This window comes from Sorangium sp. So ce1036 (assembly GCF_051369805.1).
Taxonomy (GTDB): domain Bacteria; phylum Myxococcota_A; class Polyangia; order Polyangiales; family Polyangiaceae; genus Sorangium; species Sorangium cellulosum_F.
Window position 1 is genome coordinate 8,259,644 of sequence record NZ_JBBMOX010000001.1, and the last position, 16,963, is coordinate 8,276,606.

Genomic DNA, 16,963 nt, shown 5'->3' on the forward strand with positions numbered 1-16,963 from the left:
CGGTGATTCGATTGCTTCGATGATGCGGTTGCTTCGGTGATGCCGTCAGGGGGAAGCGCGGTCCGCCGGGGCCGCCGGGGCGGGGTCGTGGCGCGAGGGGCCGCGCGCGCTGTCGAACAGGCGCACGAGCAGGTCCGCGCACTTCTCGCCGGGCGCGCGCTCGACGCCCGAGCTCACGTCGAGCGCCCAGGTCCCCACCCGGCGCGCCGCGGCGATGTTGCCCGGGTTGAGCCCGCCCGCGAGCAGGCTCCGGTCGCGCGCCGGGTGCCCCTCGATCGCGCTCCAGGCGAAGGTCCGGCCGGTGCCCCCCCGCGCCTCGGCCGTGCGCGTGTCGAAGACGAGCCGGTCCGCGCCGCCCGGGGCCGCGGCGAGCGCCCCGGCCCCCCCCGGAGCTCCGGCGGCGTCGGTCGCCTCGCCGGAGGTCGCCTCGCCGGACGGCGCCATCGGGACCGCCTTCCAGACCTCGCACCCCTCGGGCAGAGCGCGCCGCAGCGCCTCGATGAACGCGGCGTCCTCGTCGCCGTGGAGCTGCACGGCGCGGAGCCCGAGGCCGCGCGCGGTGTCGGCGACGAAGTTCGCGGGTTGATTCAGGAAAACGCCGACGAAGGGCAGGCCCGCGGCGGTGGCGATCACGGGCTCGGCCTGCGCGCGCGTGACCCGCCGCGGCGACGCCTCGGCGAAGACGAGGCCGCCGAAGCGCGCCCCGAGGCGCTCCGCCTCGCGCGCGTCCCCGGGCCGGGTCAGGCCGCAGATCTTCACCCGGCCGGTCACCAGCGCGCGCGCGGCGTCGGTGATGTCGGGGCGGCGCATGAGCGACGTGCCCACGAGGAAGCCGTCGACCGCGCGGGAGAGCCGCTCCACGTGGGCGCGCGACTCGACGCCCGACTCCGCGATCACGATCCGGTCGGCCGGCACGCGCGGGGCGAGCCGCTCGGACACGGCGAGGTCGACCTTGAGCGTCTTCAGATCGCGGTTGTTGATGCCGAGCACGGGCGCCGGCAGCGCGAGCGCGCGGTCGAGCTCCGCCTCGTCGTGGACCTCCACGAGGCAGTCCATGCCGAGCTCCTCGGCGACGCGCAGGCACGCGAGCGCGGTCGCGTCGTCCAGCACCGACATCATCAGCAGGATCGCGTCCGCGCCGTGCGCCCGCGCCTCGACCACCTGGTAGGGGGTCACGACGAAGTCCTTGCAGAGGATCGGGACGTCCACGACCTCGCGCACCGCCTGGAGGTACGCGAAGCTGCCCTGGAAGAACGGCTCGTCGGTCAGCACGCTCACCGCGTCGGCGACGCCGTAGTACGCCGCGGCGACCGCGTGCGGGTCGAAGTCGGGCCGGATCACGCCCTCGGACGGGGAGGCCTTCTTGCACTCCAGGATGAACCGCGCGCCCGGCGCGGCGAGCGCGCGCCGCAGGCTGCGCGAGGTGGGCGCGGCCTTCGCGCGGAGGGCGTCGAGCGGGGTCCGCCGCTCGCGCTCCGCCACGTCGACCCGCTTCCGCGCCACGATGCGCGCGAGCACGCTGCTGCCCTGCTCAGCCATGCTTCGCCTCCTTCGCCGCGTCCTGGGCGCCTTCGCGGCTCAGCGCCACGAACCGCGTGAGCCGCTCGCCTGCGCGCCCCGACCTGAGCACGTCGAGCGCCGCGGCCGTGCCCTCGCGCAGGGTGGCCGCGCGCCCGGAGATCCAGAGCAGCGCCCCCGCGTTGATCGCGACCGCGTCCATGTGCGCGGGCTCCCCGCGCCCCTCCAGGATGCCGCGGAGCCACGCCGCGTTCGCGGCCGGGCCGCTGCCGCGGAGCGCCTCGATCGGCGCGGGCGTGACGCCGGCGTCCGCGGGCTCGAGCGTGAGCTCCTCGACGACGCCGTCGCGGAGCAGGGCGGCGCGGGTCGGGGCGTGCAGCGCGATCTCGTCGAGCCCGCCGCCGTGCACGACGAGGGCCGCCTGGCAGCCGAGCATCCCGAGCGTGCGCGCGGCGTGGGAGACGAGCTCCGGGTCGTAGATGCCCATCACCTGGATGGACGGCGCGCTCGGGTTCACGAGCGGCCCGAGCAGGTTCATGATGGTGCGCACCTTGAGCGCGCGGCGCACCGGCATCGCGTGGCGGAGCCCGGCGTGGTACTGCGGCGCGAAGAGGAAGCAGAAGCCGGCCTCGTCGAGGGCCCTGCGCGAGACGTCGGCCGGCGGGTCGAGCCGGGCGCCGAGCGCCTCGAGCACGTCGGCGGAGCCGCACTGGGAGGAGACGGAGCGGTTGCCGTGCTTGGCGACCGGGAGGCCGGCCTCGGCCGTCACGAAGGCGACCGCGGTCGACACGTTGACGGTGCGCTGCCCGTCGCCGCCGGTGCCGCAGCAGTCGGCGTAGACGTAGGCGGGCCGCTCGAACGGCGCCGACGCCGCCCGGAGCGCGCGCGCGGCGCCCGCGATCTCGGCGGGGGTCTCGCCCTTCGCCTTGAGCGCGACGAGCAGGGCCGAGAGCTCGACCTCGGTGAGCGCCCCGGCGACCACGTCGCGGAACAGCGCCTCGGCCTGCTCCACGGAGAGGTCCACGCCCGCGCAGAGCGCATCGATCACGGCATGCATCATGGTTCGCTCCTCATCTCACGGCCGTTCTGGCAAACACTGCTCCTTCAGACTCGATCTGCGGCGCCCTGAATAGCGGACAAAAACGAAAAGGCCCACCGTTGTTCGGCGGGCCTCCTTTTCTTCCTTCCAGGTCGGCCTCCGCGGGGGAGGCGCGTCACCCGTCGTAGGGGCCCGCCGCGGTAAGCCACCAGCACCACCAGCAGAACCCAGCCGCGAGCAACCCCACCTGAGCGGCGATACGCTCGACGCTCCCGAGGATGACCGCCTCGGAGCGGAGGGAGCGAGCGCAGGGCGCGGGGAGCGCGCGGGGCATGCGGCGAACATAGCTTGCGCTCGCGCGGGGGGTCAAGCGGGTTCGCGGCGTTTCTCGTTGGCGGGTTCTACCAGTTCTGCCGGACTGGCCGCCGGCGCGCGGCGGCTGCGCGGCGCTGTTCTGTCGCCCGTCCGGCGCCGGGCGCCAGGTGCCCGGACGGAGGGCCGCGCGGTCGATGCGCGGGTGAGCGGGACAGAGCGCCCTCAGCGTCAGCGGCTGCGTGGCCAGACACGACCTGTCGATTGCCCGATGCCCTGATCGGCGGACGACGAGGCATCGTGCTGCCCGCGCAGACGCCTTGATTCAAGAGTAACGTGCATCCGGGTGAGGATTCTCTGCGCATCGCGACGCATCGGCTCACGGTCGGGCACCTGCGCTCGGCGCGTGCTCCGGCGTCGTCGTCGCGGCGCGACGCACGCTGCCTGGCGGCGCGCCGAACGTCCGCTTGAACGCCTTGCAGAACGCTGCCTCGGACCCGTAGCCGACGCGCCGCGCGATGTCCGCCAGCGGCTCCGACGTCTGCTGGAGGTGCGTGCGGGCGAGCTGCATCCGCGACTCGGTGAGGTAATGCATGGCGGGCTCGCCCACCAGCTCGGTGAACCGCGCCGCGAACGCCGAGCGGGACATGCGAGCCTCGCGGGCGAGCGACGCGAGGCTCCACGCGCGCTCCGGCGAGCGGTGTATCGCGGACAGCGCCCGTCCCACGTGCTCGTCGCGCAGGGCGGCAAGCCAGCCCCGGCCCGCTTCAGGCGCCGAGACGAGCCATGACCGGATCGCCTGGACGACGAGGACGTCGGCGAGTCGGGTCATGATCGTCTCCCCGCCCGGGCGGAGGGCGAGGGCCTCACGCGACATGAGGCGCAGCGTGCTGTGGATCCAGCCCGCGTCGTCGTCGTCCCACGTGTCGATCTGCAGCACGTCCGGAAGCTGCGAGACGAGACGTCGGGCGACCAAGTGTTCGACGCGCATCGCGGCGTACGTGACGTGCGTGACCTCGCCGCCGCCGCCGTGGCGCATGATCTCGTATCGATCGCTGACCTGCTCCACCGGGATCTCGAAGAGCGGCTCGGTGCGCGCGTGGACGCTGCTGCGGAGGCGGTGCGGCGTGCCGTGAGGGATCAGCGCGAGGCTCCCCTGCTGGAGGCGCCGCGGGGGAGCCCCGTCGACCTCGATCCAGCACTGCCCCGCGGTGATCACCTGGAGCGTCATCAACCCTTCGAGCGAGGGCACGTCGACGCCCCACGGCGCGGAGAGCTCGGCGCGACAGTAGAGAATGCCCGTCAACCGCAGGAGGTGCAGCGACTCGCCGAGCGGGTCCGTGGCAGGAGCGAGGTTGCATGCGCTCGACACCGCTCCAGCATGGCCGTGTCTCGACCCTGCGTCCAGCCGGGTTGGACGATCGGCAAAGATTGCCGGACGCTCGATGATTGTCAGTCCAATGCGGACGCCGCACGGTGGATTGGGCACCCGCCCAGGAGGACCCTATCCATGCGTTCAGATCCCGTTCTCGTCATCGGCTCGACCGGCAAGACCGGTCGGCGGATCGTCCGCCGGCTCGCGGAGCAAGGCTACCCCGTCACGGGTGTTTCGCGACGCTCGGACCCGCCGTTCGTCTGGGAAGACCCGTCCACGTGGCGGAGGGCACTCGAGGGCATCCACTCCGTCTACATCTCATACTTCCCGGATCTCGCAGCGCCCGGCGCGACGGCGGCGATCGAGGCGCTGACGTCGACGGCGGTCGACGCGGGCGTCACGAGGCTGGTGCTGCTCTCGGGTCGGGGTGAGGCCAACGCGGAGCGGTGCGAGCGCATCGTGCGGGCGTCGGGCGCGAGCTTCACGCTCCTCCGAGCAAGCTGGTTCTCGCAGAACTTCACGGAGGGCCACCTGCTCGAATCGGTTCATCAGGGCGTGATCGCCCTGCCTGCGGGCGACGTCCACGAGCCGTTCGTCGACGTCGACGACATCGCCGACGTCGCGGTCGCCGCGCTCACCGACGACCGCCACGCCGGCCGGCTCTACGAGCTCACCGGACCGCGCCTCCTGACGTTCGGCCAGGCGGCGGCCGAGATCTCGGCCGCGGCGCGGCGGAAGGTCGACTATGTCGCCCTCTCACCGGACGCATTCCGTACCGCCCTCACGGAGGCTGTCGGGCCCGACTACGCCGACCTTCTCACGAACCTCTGCGTCGAGGTCTTCGACGGCCGCAACGCGTCGCTCGGGAGCGGCGTCCTCGACGCCCTGGGCCGGCAGCCCCGCGACTTCGGCGACTTCTGCCGTGCCGCGGCGGCGTCCGGTGTGTGGCAGTGACGCGCCTTCCTGGCCGAGCGGCGCCGGGGATGACCGCGCCCGAGGTCGTGACGACGCCCGTATCGAAGGGAACGGCGAGCATGCAGCGCTGGCGGGTCGAGACGGTCACGTTGCTCATCGCCGGTCTGGTGCTCCTCGGGATCGGCGGCGCGACGCTCCTCGCGCCCGCCGCCTTCCATGCGACCAGCGGGATCGAGCTCGGCGACAGCCGCAGCCTGCTCAGCGAGACACGGGCCGCGGGCGGCTCGCTCCTGGGCTCCGGCGTGCTGATCATGCTCGGTGCATTCGCCTCGCGTCTGGCGTTCACCGCGACGATCGTGGGCGCGGTGACGTACGTCTCCTACGGTCTCTCTCGCCTCCTCAGCATGGCCGTCGACGGAATGCCGGCGCAGGCGCTCGTGCTGGCGACCGTCGTGGAGCTCGTTCTCGGCCTCTCGTGTGTGGCGGCGCTCGTCTGGCGTCGCGAACGGCGGCCCAAGGAAGAGCGCCGCATGGGTTGAAGCTCGTCCAGATTCAACAGGTCGTGTCGCCCGCTGGATCCGCCGGTGAGGGAGCGGAAGGCGCGCGGATGCCGGAGGAAGAGAGACCGCAAAGGGCGCGAGGGACAGAGAGGGCCTCCTCTTCCCTGTGTCCCTTGCGCCCCTGCTGTCTTCTCCCTCGTCGGCCGATGGCGATCGTCGGGCCAGGCCGCGGAGGATCTCCGCTACTCCTCGTCCGGATCGTCCCCGAAGAGCACCCCGACAGGCAGCTCTATCGCATCGAACGGCTCTGCGCTGACCCGCTCGCCCCGCTCTGCGGTGAGCACGTTCAGGTATCCATCCTGCATCCAGCGATGAACGGTGAGCACCTCGTTCATCGGATCGATGATCCAGTAATGAGGCACCTGACAGCGCTGGTACGTGCGCAGCTTCTTCACGACATCATGCCGCGTGTTCGAGGGGCTCAGCACCTCGCATACCCAGTCGGGCCGCACGACGCTCGGTGTCTCCTCGGGCAGCTCGGGGAGGCGCTCCCGCCGCCAGCCCGCCACGTCGGGGCGGTAGATCTCGTGCTGCTCGAACAGGACCTCGACCTCGGTGGCGAACCACCACCCGCCGGGCCAACGACCTCCCGGGCGCCGGTTGTACGGCCGGAACACGATCCCGGCGAGCGACGCCTGGGCGGCGCCGTGCTTCGGCGAGGGCATCGCCTTCGGGACGAGCGCGCCGTCGATGATTTCATGGAAGCGCTGTGCCTCGGGGATGGCCAGCAGATCCGCGATCGTGGCGAGCTTGCGCGCAGGGAGCGACACGGCCGTTCCATGGTGCCGCGGCCGCCCGGATCCCGCCAGCGCGCGATCGCGCGACGCCCCCTCCCCGCCCTCCCCCGCGGTCGACCTCAGGGCCGGGCGCGCCACGGAGCCCGCCGCGCCCCCGCCCGGCGCGCCGCGCTCGCTCCCCCGCTCCGGCCCCCCGCTCCGCCCGCCGGATACTTTGCGACCCCGCACGCCGATGGTAGGCCCTTCATCTCCCCACAGGGCGCACGACCTCGCGGCCAGGCGCGACCGGCCCCTCGCGAGGCCCCCGCGCGGCCCTCCCAGTGTGCCCATGATCATCGCCGAACCAGGTCCCACGCCGCCGAGCGCCGCCGGCTCCCATGACAGCGTCCCGCCCCGGCGGCCGAGCGGGCCGCCTGCCCGATCGAGCGCGCCGCCCGCGCGGTCCGTCCCCCCGCCGTCGCGCCCCGCCCCTCCGCCATCGCGCCCGGGCGGCTGGACCACCCGCCTCGGCGAGGCCTGCGTGCTCGGCCTCGGCGTCGCGGCGCTCGCCGCCGTCCCGACCGCGCTGCGCACCGCCCGCGCCGGCGCGTCCTTCCTCGATGGCCTCCTCGTCGGCGCCGCGGTCCTGCTCCCGCTCGTCACGCTCGCGCTCATCCTCGCCCGCGCCGCCGGCCGCGGCTTCCGCGGCATCGTCGGCGCGGGCGCCGAGCGGCTCGCGGTGCTCCGCATCGCCCTGTGGATCGGCGTCTCCGTGCCCGTCCTCGCCGCCCTCGCCGCCCTCCTCAAGGCGGCCACGCACCACCGCGGCCTCGCCGGCGCCACCTTCGGCGTCCTCGGCCTGGCCGGCGTCGCGGCCGCGGCGCTCCTCACCCAGCGCCTCGTCGCGCTCGGCGACCGCCTCGCCGCCCGCGGGGTGAAGCCGTGGATCCTCGCCGTCGCCGGCGCCGCCATCGGCGCGCTGCCCCTCATCGCCGCCTTCGCGCCCCTCGCCGCCTTCGCGGGGAGCGCCACCGAGGACGCCGGCGCCGCCGTGCGCGCCGCCCTCGTCGACGGCGCCATCGCGCTCGTCGCGACCGCGCTCGTCTCCAGCATCGACCTCGGCGCCGCGGTCGGGCGCGTCGCCAGCCTCGCGGGCGTCCCGCTCGCGGCCCTGGTCCTCATGGCCGCCACCGCGCGGATCGAGTCGTTCCCCCCGCTCGGCCAGGCGCTGCGCGCCGGCGGCGGGCTCGCGGCCACGCTCTTCGGCGCGCTCGAGCGATGGACCGACCGCGACGGCGACGGGACGGGCTCGCACTTCGGCGGCTTCGACTGCGACGAGGGCGACCCGACCCGGTATCCCGGCGCGCCGAGCGTCGCGGGCGGCGGCGTCGATCAGGACTGCAGCGGCGCGCTCGGGGGCGGCACGATCCTGCTCGCCGTGGCGGCCGCGCGCGCCCCGGCCACGCCCGCACCGGCCGCCGCCGCACCGGCCGCGCGCTCGGTCGCGTCCGCGCCTGCAGCGCAGGACGATCGCGGCGCGGTCGTCCCGGCCGCGCTGACGCGCCCCCCCGCCTCCGCCTCGCCCGCCGCGGCCGCCTCCGCCTCGCGCGCCCCGGCCGCCGCGCCCGCCTCGCCGGCCCAGCACCGCCCCGACATCCTCCTCGTCACCCTCGACACGGTCCGCGCCGACCACACCTCCGCCTACGGCTATCGCCGCGACACGACCCCGCGGCTCGCCGAGCTCGCCGCCCGCGGCGTGGTGTTCGAGCGCGCCTACGCCACCTCGAGCGAGACCCAGCGGTCCATCGCGCCCCTCGTCACCGGCCGGCGCCTGAGCCGCGCCGCGCGCGACCGCCGCGCGTGGCCGACGCTGCTGCCCGAGAACGACACCCTCGCCGAGCGCCTGAAGCGCGCGGGCTACCTCACCGCCGCCGTGAGCTCGTTCACCTGGATCAGCCCGGAGCGCGGCTTCGCCCAGGGGTTCGACCGCTTCGAGACCGTCTACGACCTGGCCCACGCGGAGCGCAAGGCGACCGGCCACCTCGCGGTCAGGAAGGCCATCGAGATCCTCGACGGCCACGCCCAGCGCGCCGAGCCGATCTTCCTCTGGCTCCACCTCTTCGACGCCCACGAGCGTTACGTCGAGCACCCCGGCATCCACTTCGGTGACGGCAGGACCGCCGCCTACGACGGCGAGATCGCCTACGTCGACCGGCAGCTCGGCGCGCTGCTCGACGCGGTGGCCAGGGGCCCCCGGGCCGGCCGCGCCGCGATCCTCGTCCACGGCTCGCACGGCGAGGCGCTCGGCGAGCACCGCTCCCTCGGGCACGGCCTCGAGCTCTACGAGGAGGCGATCCGCGTCCCGCTCGTCGTCGCCCTCCCCGGCGCCGCCCCGGGCCGCTACCCGCACCCGGTGAGCACCGCCGACATCGCGCCCACCGTCCTCGGCCTCGGCGGCGCGGAGGCCGCCGACGTCGAGGGCGAGTCCCTCGTCGCGATCGCGACCGGCGAAGGGCGCGCGCCCCGCGGGCCGGTGTTCGCCCGTACGGCCCGCCGCGCGGCGCTCATCGACGGCGATCTCAAGCTGATCGCGCTCAAGCGGAAGAAGCGGGACCGGCTGCTCCTGTTCGATCTCGCCGCCGATCCGCGCGAGCGCCGGGACCTGTCCGGCGAGCGCCCCGACGCGCTCGCGCGCCTCCGGGAAAAGATGTCCGCCCTCGAGTCCCCCGCGCCGTAGATCGCCGCGCGACGCCGGCGCCTCGCGCCGGCCGGCGGATCTCATGCGGTCGACCGGGCTCCCGGCAGCGCGTATCCTCTGCGCTGATGGTCGACCCCCCCGCCGGACAGGACGCCTCGCCCGGCCCTCGCGACACCCGCGCGCCGCCCGCCGACGCGGGCCCCGCCGCCGCGCCGCCCGCCGACGCGCGCCGCGCGGGCGCGCGGGCGCAGCCGTCGTCCGCCGCCCCGGACGCCGCCCCTGCCCCGGGGCGCGCGCGCCGGCTGGATCGGCTGACCGGGCTCCTGCTGCTGCTCGCCGCGGCGATCGTGCTGTTCCCGGCGGCGCCGGCCCTCCTGCGCGCCGCGGGCGTGGGCGGGACGCGGTCGCCGATGCCGAGCGCGAGCCGGTTCGCCCACCTCCTCGACCGGCGCTCGCCGGCGGCTCCTCGCTTCCGCTTCGACGAGGGCGCCGACACCGACGACCGGCCGTCGCCCGGCGCGGAGCTCCCCGGCCTCGACGACGAGGGCGAGGAGCCGGGCACGACCGGCCGCCTGCAGCTCGGCATCGCCGCGCGCGGCATCACGCTGCGCGACGAGCCGCGGGCGGACGGCTCCCGGGTCGGCGCGATCGCGGCCGGCGAGTTCGTGATGATCGTGCGCGAGGCGGGCGGGTGGGCGCTCGTCGCGCAGCACCACGGCGACAGCCTCGTCATGGGCTGGGCGCGCCGGAGCGAGATCGCGGTCCGATGAGCGCGCCGCGCCCCGAGTCGCCGCGCGCCTACCGCGGTCGCCTGCTCACCCCGGCCGCCGCGCCCGCGGACGGGGCCGGCTCCCCGGGGGCCAAGGTCCGCTACCTGGACGACGCGCTGCTCGTCGTGGGCGGCGACGGTCGGGTCGTGCGGGTTGCGCCCTTTGCGCCGGGCGCGTTCGCCGGGCCGGTGCTCGACCTGCGCCCCGCGGTGCTGATGCCGGGCTTCATCGACGCGCACGTCCACTTCCCGCAGACCCGCATCATCGGCAGCGCCAGCGGCCCCTTGCTCCAGTGGCTCGAGCGGTCGGTCTTCCCGGAGGAGGCCCGCTTCCGCGACGACGGCTATGCCGCGCTCGTCGCGGGCGAGTTCACGGGTCGCCTGCTCGCGTCGGGCACGACCACGTGCGTCGTCTTCTCCAGCTCGGACGCCGCGGCGACCGATCGCCTGTTCCGCGCCCTGCAGCGCGCCGGCCTCCGCGGCATCGCCGGCCTCACGCTGATGGACCAGCGCTGCCCGGCGGAGCTCTGCGTCCCGCGCGACGAGGCGATCGCGGCCGCCCGCGACCTCGCGCAGCGCTGGCACGGCGAGGGCTCCGGCCTGCTCGAGTTCGCGATCACGCCGCGCTTCGCGCCGACCTGCTCGCGCGCCCTGATGGAGGCGGCCGCCAGGCTCGCCGCGGATCACGGGCTGCTCGTGCAGACGCACGTCGCCGAGACCCCGGCGGAGGGCGAGGCGGCGCTGCGCGAGCACCCGTGGGCGCGCGATTACATCGACATCTACGACCGCGTCGGCCTGCTCACGGGGCGCGCCGTGCTCGCGCACGGCATCCACCTCTCGCCGCGCGAGTGGGACCGCATCGCGGCGGCGGGGGCGGCGCTCGTCCACTGCCCCGACTCGAACTTCTTCCTGGGCAGCGGGCGCATGCGCCTCGCCGAGGCGCGCGCCCGCGCCGTGCCGGTCGCGCTCGGCAGCGACGTCGGCGCGGGCCGCAGCTTCGACATGCGGCGCAGCATGTCGAGCGCCTTCGACAACGCCCTCTGCCTCGGCGACCGCGTGACGCCGGCCGAGCTGTTCGTCACCGCCACGCAGGGCGCCGCGGACGCCATCGGCCTCGGGCGCGTCATCGGCGGCCTCGATCCGGGGAAGGAGGCCGACTTCCTCGCTATCCGCCTCCCCGAGTACGTGCACGGCGAGGCGGAGACGCTGCAGCACCTCGTCTTCGCGCCCGAGGCCGCGGCGATCCAGCGCGTCTTCGTGCGCGGCAAGCTGGTCTATCCCTGAAGCGGACCGTCCCCGCCAGCCCACGCCGGGCTCCCCTCCGCGGCCTCGTAGACCTCGAGCTCCCAGGCCGGGATCTCGAGATCGCGCCGCAGGATGTACCGTGCCCCGTCGTCACCGAGCACCTTGAAGTAGAGGTGATCGACGCCCGGCCAGCGGTCGAGGATCTCCGTCACCCGCACGCGGCGCTCGCCCAGCGTGAGCGCCTGCGGCTCCTCACAACCGCCGTGGCCCGCACGGCACGCCACATCGACCCGCATCGGCCACCCCGTGCACCCATCCTAGCAGCGGATGCTGGAGATGCCGGCGCGGGAGCCCGCCTCCCGCGCTCCGCCTGCGCTCGCCCGGTGGTGAGCCCCGGAGCGCCGCGCCCCGGGGCCGCCCCTTCGCTCAGTCGGGGTTGACCGAGCAGCCGTAGAGCAGCTCCATGCGCGCGGCGTTGTCCTGGCGCACGGCGACGCACGTGTCGTCGCAGAGCCTGATCACGCCGTCTTGCTCGTAGAACGCCATCGCCGAGCACTCCTCGGGGCTCTTCACCTGGGTGAAGATCTGCTTCGTTCCGCCGTCGCTCGGCGTGAACTCGATCTGCACCTTGTCCAGCTCGAGCGAGTGCCCGCCGGGCGCTTTGGGCACCTCGATCTCGCACACCAGCTTGGCCCCCGAGATGACGCTGTTCGCGATGGCCTTGAACACGGCGTCGTAGGTCGCGAACTGGTTGATGGGGTATCTCAGCCCGCCCGTCATGACGCTGAGGGCCTGGTAGGTCGTCCCGGGGTCGACCGAGCCAGGCCGGCATTGCCTCCAGGTGACGGGCTGGTCCGCCGGCCAGGGCTCGGTCGCCGGCGTGTTCACCTCGATGCCCACGAAGCTGAAGAACATGTAATTGCGCGCGTCCGGGGTGCCGAAGAACTCCGGCGCGACCTGCGTCAGCGCCGCGTCGAAGCGCGCCGCCGAGGCGGTCCCTCCCTCGACGTCCTGGTTCTCGTCGTCATAGACATCCTCGAGCGCGATGTTGTTCTCGCCGAGCGACGTCGTCTCGCACTGCACGCCGTCGTCGGTGATCTCGACGAACACCTTCAGCGAGTCGGGCCGGAGCCACTCCGACCAGCCGTTCGGCACCGCCTCGCCCTTGGGCTGGATCGCGCCCTTCAGGGTATCGAGCGCCAGGCAGAGCGAGTTGAGGCTCTCGACCTCCACGTTGTACTGATAGAAATGCGGCGGATTGGAGTTCGGCGTCGCCGGGAGGGGATCGCACGGGCCGCTGCCGAGGGGCGCCTCGATGCAGACGGACTGCGTGGCGGAGTGGCTCCCGTGCTGCGAGATCATGATGACGCGGTAATCGATCCCGCTCGCCTCGATGATGTCGGCGAAGTTCTTGTTGATGTTCCGCTGAACGCTCTCGATCTCCTCCGTCATGCTCCCGGAGTTGTCGATGAGGAAGATGATGTCGGCCGGCCGTTGCTCGTAGTTGGCCTGCAGCTTCGTGGCGACGCACGCAGATCCTTCGTCGAGCCGCCCTCCGGTCCCGCTCGTCCCGCCGATGTCGAGCCCGCCGCCGGTCCCCAGATCCCCGGCGCCTTCACCGCTCCCGGTGGTCCCGCCGCCCCCGCCGTCGCCCCCGCTGCCGCTGCCAGAGGCGTCGTTTCCGGAGCTCTCCCCACCATTGCCGCCGGAGCATCCTCCGAGGGATGCCGCCGCAACCACACCCAGACCACACAGCGCAACAAGCGTCTTCGTCGAGAGCTTCAAATGGACCTTCCAGTTGGGGGGCGCGACAGTGCGCAACGAGAGATGTTACCAGAGACACCTCACGACGATCCAGACATCATGAACAATTCGAGCCCGACCGGAGGTAGACAACGAACCACCCTTGTCGGTCCATGTACCTTGTCCACGACCGATCGACTCGCGCTCTGGCGCCTCCATACGGAGCGAGGGTGTGCCGAGCGCGGCGATGCGAGCGCGGTGAGGACCGATGTCCGGTCTGGTTGGACAAGAGCCTACGGTAGGCCCGAGCTGCGAGCGCGGCGTGGGGACGGCCCCATGTCCGGTTGAAATGGAGTCCACGGTAGGCCCGAGCTGCGAGCGCGACGTGGGGACGGCTTCATGTCCGGTTGAAATGGAGTCCATGGTAGGCCCGAGGAGAGGGGGGTCGTCGCGCGGGGCGGGGACGGGCCGTGTCTGAGCCCGTTTTCCATCTCTCCTCCGACGCTGCCGGAGGAGGGATGGCTCAGGCGAGTTCGGCGGCGCCCCGCCCCGCGCGACGCCCCCCTCTCCTCGGGCCGGGCAGCTCACCCAAACCCCCCGCGCGCACACCAGGGCCCCCTCGGCGACCTCGACCTGCCCATTGGCCTACCCGGCGCGCTTCGAGGCGACGATCTCGCGCGCCGCGGCCAGAAGGCGCTCTTTCGTGTTCGCCTCGGGCTCCTCGGTGACGAGCTCGACGAGCCGCTCCAGGATCTCGCCGACCAGCCGTCCCGGCGGGATGCCGAGCTCCTTCATCAGCACGCTGCCGTTCACGGCCAGATCCTTGGCGGAGAGCGCCGCGCCCGCCGCGAGCAGCGCCTCCACGCGCGCCCGGAGCCGCCCTATCGACGCGATGTCCTCCGACGCGTCGCGCCCCTTCCCGATCGCGTCGGCCACCCCAATGTCGTAGAGATCCGGCGCCAGCGCCGGCGTCACCCGTCGGAGCCAGCGGCGCACCGCGGCGTCCGTCCAGCTATCGTCGTAGCAGATCAGGTGGTGACGGATGAGCGCCACGATCCGCGCCCGCTCGTCGTTGGAGAAGCGCAGCCGGCTCAGGATCGGCTCGGCCATCTCGGCGCCGACCCGCTCGTGCTCGTAGAACGTGTAGTCGCGGGTCTTCTCGGAGAAGGCGCGCGTCCTCGGCTTGCCGATGTCGTGCATCAGCGCCGCGATGCGGAGCACCGGATCGGGCCTGCACGCGTCGAGGCAGGCCATCGCGTGCCCCCACACGTCGTACGCGTGCCACCGGTTCTGCTCGCACCCGACCGACTCGAGCATCTCCGGGCACGTGATCGCCAGCAGCTCCGTGCGCCGCATGATCTCGAACGCCACGCTCGGGCGGCGCGCGCGCATCGCCTTGAGCCACTCGTCGCGCACCCGCTCCGCGCTCACGCACCGGAACGTCTGGTGCGACCGCGCCGTGCTCATGGCGCGCTCGGTCTCGGGATCGAGCGTCCCCTCCAGCGTCGCGGCGAAGCGCGCCGCCCGCAGCACCCGCAGGCCGTCCTCGGCGAAGCGCTCGCTCGGATCCCCGACCGCCCGGATGACCCGCGCCTCGAGGTCCTTCCGCCCGCCGAACGGATCGATCAGGTGCCCGTCGACCGGATCGATCGCGATCGCGTTCATCGTGAAATCCCGCCGCGCCAGGTCGGCCGTGATGTCGTCGACGAACTCGACCCGGTCCGGCCGCCTGCCGTCGCTGTAGGTCCCGTCCCCGCGCAGGGTCGTGACCTCGTACGGCACGCCGCGCACGAGCACCGTCACCGTCCCGTGCTGGATCCCGGTCGGGATCACCTTCCGGAACGCGGCCATCACGTCCTCGGGCCGCGCGTCGGTCGCGACGTCCCAGTCCTTGGCGGGCTCCCCGCGGAGCAGGTCGCGCACGCAGCCGCCGACGATCCAGCCGCGCTTGCCGCGCTCGCGGAGGCGGCGGCAGATGCCGAGCACGTCCTCGGGGACGAGGTCGATGAGGTGGTCGATCCGGTTCACCCCCGCGGCTTATCACGGCGCCGGCGACGCGGGAGGCGCCCGGAGCGATCGCTCACCTCGGCTTCTGCTTCTCCCAGGGATCCCGGACGTCCGTGCCCTTGGTGGTCCGGGCCGGCGCCACGGGGGGCCGGCTCGTCGCGACGGGCCTCGCCCTGCCCTTGTCCTCGATCTCGACGAGCTTCACGAGCTTGCTCCGTTCCGAGCCGTCGAGGACCACCGTGCTCGGATGATACCCCTCGGCCCGGATGTCGACCGTGATCGTCTGCCCCTGCTCCACGTCGATGCTCGCGGGCAGCGTGAACGGCACGCCGTCGCGGTAGCCGACCGCCGTCTCGGGCACGGCGGCGAGCGCGACCGTCGTCTTCTGGACCTGGACCTGTGCGGGCGCGACGGGCGCCTGGATCGAGGGCGCCGCGACGGGCTTCGGCGCCGGGGCCTGCGCCGGACGGTTGTGGCTGGCGGCCCCGTTCGCGCCGATGACGAAGATGGCGGTCACGATCCCCACCGCCGCGGCCGCGCCCGCGACCCACACGTAGCGCGGCCACGGCGAGCGCGGCGGCGACGGCGGCGCCGCGGGGACGATCACCTTCGACGTCTTGAAGTAGTCGTGCGGGACGTTGAAGCCGCCCGAGCGCGCCATCATCTCCGCGACCGCGTCCGGCACGCCGCCCGACCGCACGCGCTCCAGGTCGGCGTGCAGCTCGTTCATCGTCTGGTAGCGCGACTCCGGCTTCTTGGAGAGGCACTTCAGGATCACCGCCTCGAGCCCCGGCGGGCAGTCCGGGCCGCCGACCAGCGCGCGGATGGGGACCGGCGCCTTGTACATGTGCTGCGTCAGGATCCCCATGAAGTTGTCGGCGTTGAACGGCAGCTGCCGGCTCACGAGCTCGTAGAGCATCACGCCGAGCGAGTAGATGTCCGTCCGGTGGTCGATGGGCGCGCCCGCGGCCTGCTCCGGGGACATGTAGTGCGGCGTCCCGAACACCGCGCCGGCCCGCGTCAGCTTGGTCGTCGTGCTGGTCGACACCTTCGCGATCCCGAAGTCGAGGATCTTCACGAAGCTCGGATCGCTGCCGCGGGGCACCACGAAGACGTTGTCCGGCTTGAGATCGCGGTGGATGATGCCCGCCTCGTGCGCGGCGGCGAGCCCCGCCGAGAGCTGCAGCGCGATGTGGCACACGCGATCCATCGGCAGCTCGTCCGGCGAGTCGATGATCTGCGCCAGGCTCAGGCCCTCGAGGTACTCCATCACGAAGTACGTCGAGCCGTCCGGCAGGTCGCCGAAGTCGGAGATGTCGACGATGTGCGGGTTGCCGATGCTCGACGCGGCCCGGGCCTCCTGCACGAAGCGCTCGAAGATCTCGCGATCCCGCGCGAGCTCCGCGCGGAGCACCTTCACGGCGACGCGCTTGTCGATGACCTTGTGGCGGGCGAGGTAGACGAACCCCATCCCGCCCTCGCCGAGGAGCCGCTCGATCTTGTACCGGTGGTCGAACGTCGTGCCGATGTACGGGTCCTTGGCGCCGGGCGGCCGCCGCTCGCGGGGCTCGACCTCGTCCGGCGGCGGGATCTCCAGCGACGGCTCGCTCATGGGCGGCGCGCTCACGCGCGCGCCGATCTCGTCGGCGTCCGGCTCGCTCTGGCCCGCGAGCCGCGGGCCCCTCTGGCGCAGCGGTGGCGGCGCGGCGAGGTTCGGGATCTCCTCGCTCGCCGGCCCTTCCACCCAGCCCGACCGGGACGGGCGGGGCTCGGGCTCCACCGGGACGTCATCGTCCTCGCCCTCGGGCTGCGCGGGCGTCGAGGACGCCGCCTTCACGGCCGCCTTGACGACCGACGAGCGATCTAGACCGCCCTCGACAGGCCGGCGCGACGACGGCGCCTCGTCGAGCGCGTCGTCGGCGTCGTCGTTCCCAGCTCTCCTGCGCGCGGTCTGGTGCTCGTTCTTGGTGGCGCTCATGAAAGGCTCGCGGGCATGAGGTGCACGCCACACCGCCGTCGTTTGCGGCAGAAGTGCATTCTAGCAGGCGTCCCGTCCGGGAAGCGAG

The 16,963-nt window shown here is 73.6% G+C and carries 13 protein-coding genes; 5 read left to right on the forward strand and 8 right to left on the reverse strand.

The annotated features are described in order from the left end of the window. Positions 1-45 precede the first annotated feature (45 nt). From trpCF to WMF31_RS31060, 3 genes are all read right to left on the reverse strand, one after another. Positions 46-1,539 carry a bifunctional indole-3-glycerol-phosphate synthase TrpC/phosphoribosylanthranilate isomerase TrpF gene (trpCF, locus tag WMF31_RS31050; RefSeq protein ID WP_436605404.1) on the reverse strand — a complete coding sequence of 498 codons (1,494 nt, stop codon included), beginning with the start codon at positions 1,537-1,539 and terminating at the stop codon, positions 46-48. Continuing rightward, entirely contained in the window at positions 1,532-2,575 is a 1,044-nt protein-coding gene (gene trpD, locus WMF31_RS31055; RefSeq protein ID WP_420878034.1) for an anthranilate phosphoribosyltransferase, read from the reverse strand. Before trpD ends, trpCF begins: the two co-directional genes overlap by 8 nt. Before the next feature lie 673 nt (positions 2,576-3,248). Further along, the gene (locus WMF31_RS31060; protein WP_129345907.1) at positions 3,249-4,241 is read right to left on the reverse strand and encodes an AraC family transcriptional regulator; all 993 of its coding nucleotides are present in this window, start codon (positions 4,239-4,241) and stop codon (positions 3,249-3,251) included. A gap of 138 nt (positions 4,242-4,379) precedes the next feature. On the opposite strand from WMF31_RS31060, the gene WMF31_RS31065 reads away from it, so the two are divergent. After that, on the forward strand, positions 4,380-5,198 hold the full coding sequence (locus WMF31_RS31065) for an NmrA family NAD(P)-binding protein (RefSeq protein WP_436605405.1): 819 nt from the start codon (positions 4,380-4,382) through the stop codon (positions 5,196-5,198). Positions 5,199-5,227: 29 nt separating this feature from the next. Beyond that, positions 5,228-5,698: a DUF4345 domain-containing protein gene (locus WMF31_RS31070; RefSeq protein ID WP_436605406.1), complete on the forward strand. Its 471-nt coding sequence runs from the start codon at positions 5,228-5,230 to the stop codon at positions 5,696-5,698. A gap of 203 nt (positions 5,699-5,901) precedes the next feature. Here WMF31_RS31070 and WMF31_RS31075 read toward each other — a convergent pair whose 3' ends face one another. Then, a complete protein-coding gene (locus WMF31_RS31075; protein WP_436605407.1) occupies positions 5,902-6,489 on the reverse strand; it encodes a Uma2 family endonuclease in 588 nt (195 codons plus the stop codon). A gap of 295 nt (positions 6,490-6,784) precedes the next feature. Between WMF31_RS31075 and WMF31_RS31080 the strand changes: the two genes are divergently transcribed. From WMF31_RS31080 to WMF31_RS31090, 3 genes are all read left to right on the forward strand, one after another. Next, positions 6,785-9,172, forward strand: a complete 2,388-nt coding sequence (locus WMF31_RS31080; RefSeq protein ID WP_436605408.1) for a sulfatase-like hydrolase/transferase — start codon at positions 6,785-6,787, stop codon at positions 9,170-9,172. Between the two features lie 86 nt (positions 9,173-9,258). Continuing rightward, on the forward strand, positions 9,259-9,903 hold the full coding sequence (locus tag WMF31_RS31085) for an SH3 domain-containing protein (protein ID WP_436605409.1): 645 nt from the start codon (positions 9,259-9,261) through the stop codon (positions 9,901-9,903). Continuing rightward, a complete protein-coding gene (locus WMF31_RS31090; protein WP_436605410.1) occupies positions 9,900-11,186 on the forward strand; it encodes a guanine deaminase in 1,287 nt (428 codons plus the stop codon). Before WMF31_RS31085 ends, WMF31_RS31090 begins: the two co-directional genes overlap by 4 nt. Here the strand turns inward: WMF31_RS31090 and WMF31_RS31095 are convergent. From WMF31_RS31095 to WMF31_RS31110, 4 genes are all read right to left on the reverse strand, one after another. Next, a complete protein-coding gene (locus WMF31_RS31095) occupies positions 11,177-11,443 on the reverse strand; it encodes a hypothetical protein (RefSeq protein WP_436605411.1) in 267 nt (88 codons plus the stop codon). The genes WMF31_RS31090 and WMF31_RS31095 overlap by 10 nt on opposite strands. Positions 11,444-11,573: 130 nt before the next feature. After that, on the reverse strand, positions 11,574-12,887 hold the full coding sequence (locus tag WMF31_RS31100) for a vWA domain-containing protein (protein WP_436605412.1): 1,314 nt from the start codon (positions 12,885-12,887) through the stop codon (positions 11,574-11,576). A 648-nt stretch (positions 12,888-13,535) separates the two neighbouring features. Next, positions 13,536-14,918 carry a CCA tRNA nucleotidyltransferase gene (locus WMF31_RS31105; protein ID WP_436605413.1) on the reverse strand — a complete coding sequence of 461 codons (1,383 nt, stop codon included), beginning with the start codon at positions 14,916-14,918 and terminating at the stop codon, positions 13,536-13,538. Positions 14,919-14,970: 52 nt separating this feature from the next. Further along, complete coding sequence (locus WMF31_RS31110) at positions 14,971-16,875, reverse strand: protein kinase domain-containing protein (protein ID WP_436605414.1); 1,905 nt, start codon at positions 16,873-16,875, stop codon at positions 14,971-14,973. Positions 16,876-16,963 lie beyond the last annotated feature (88 nt).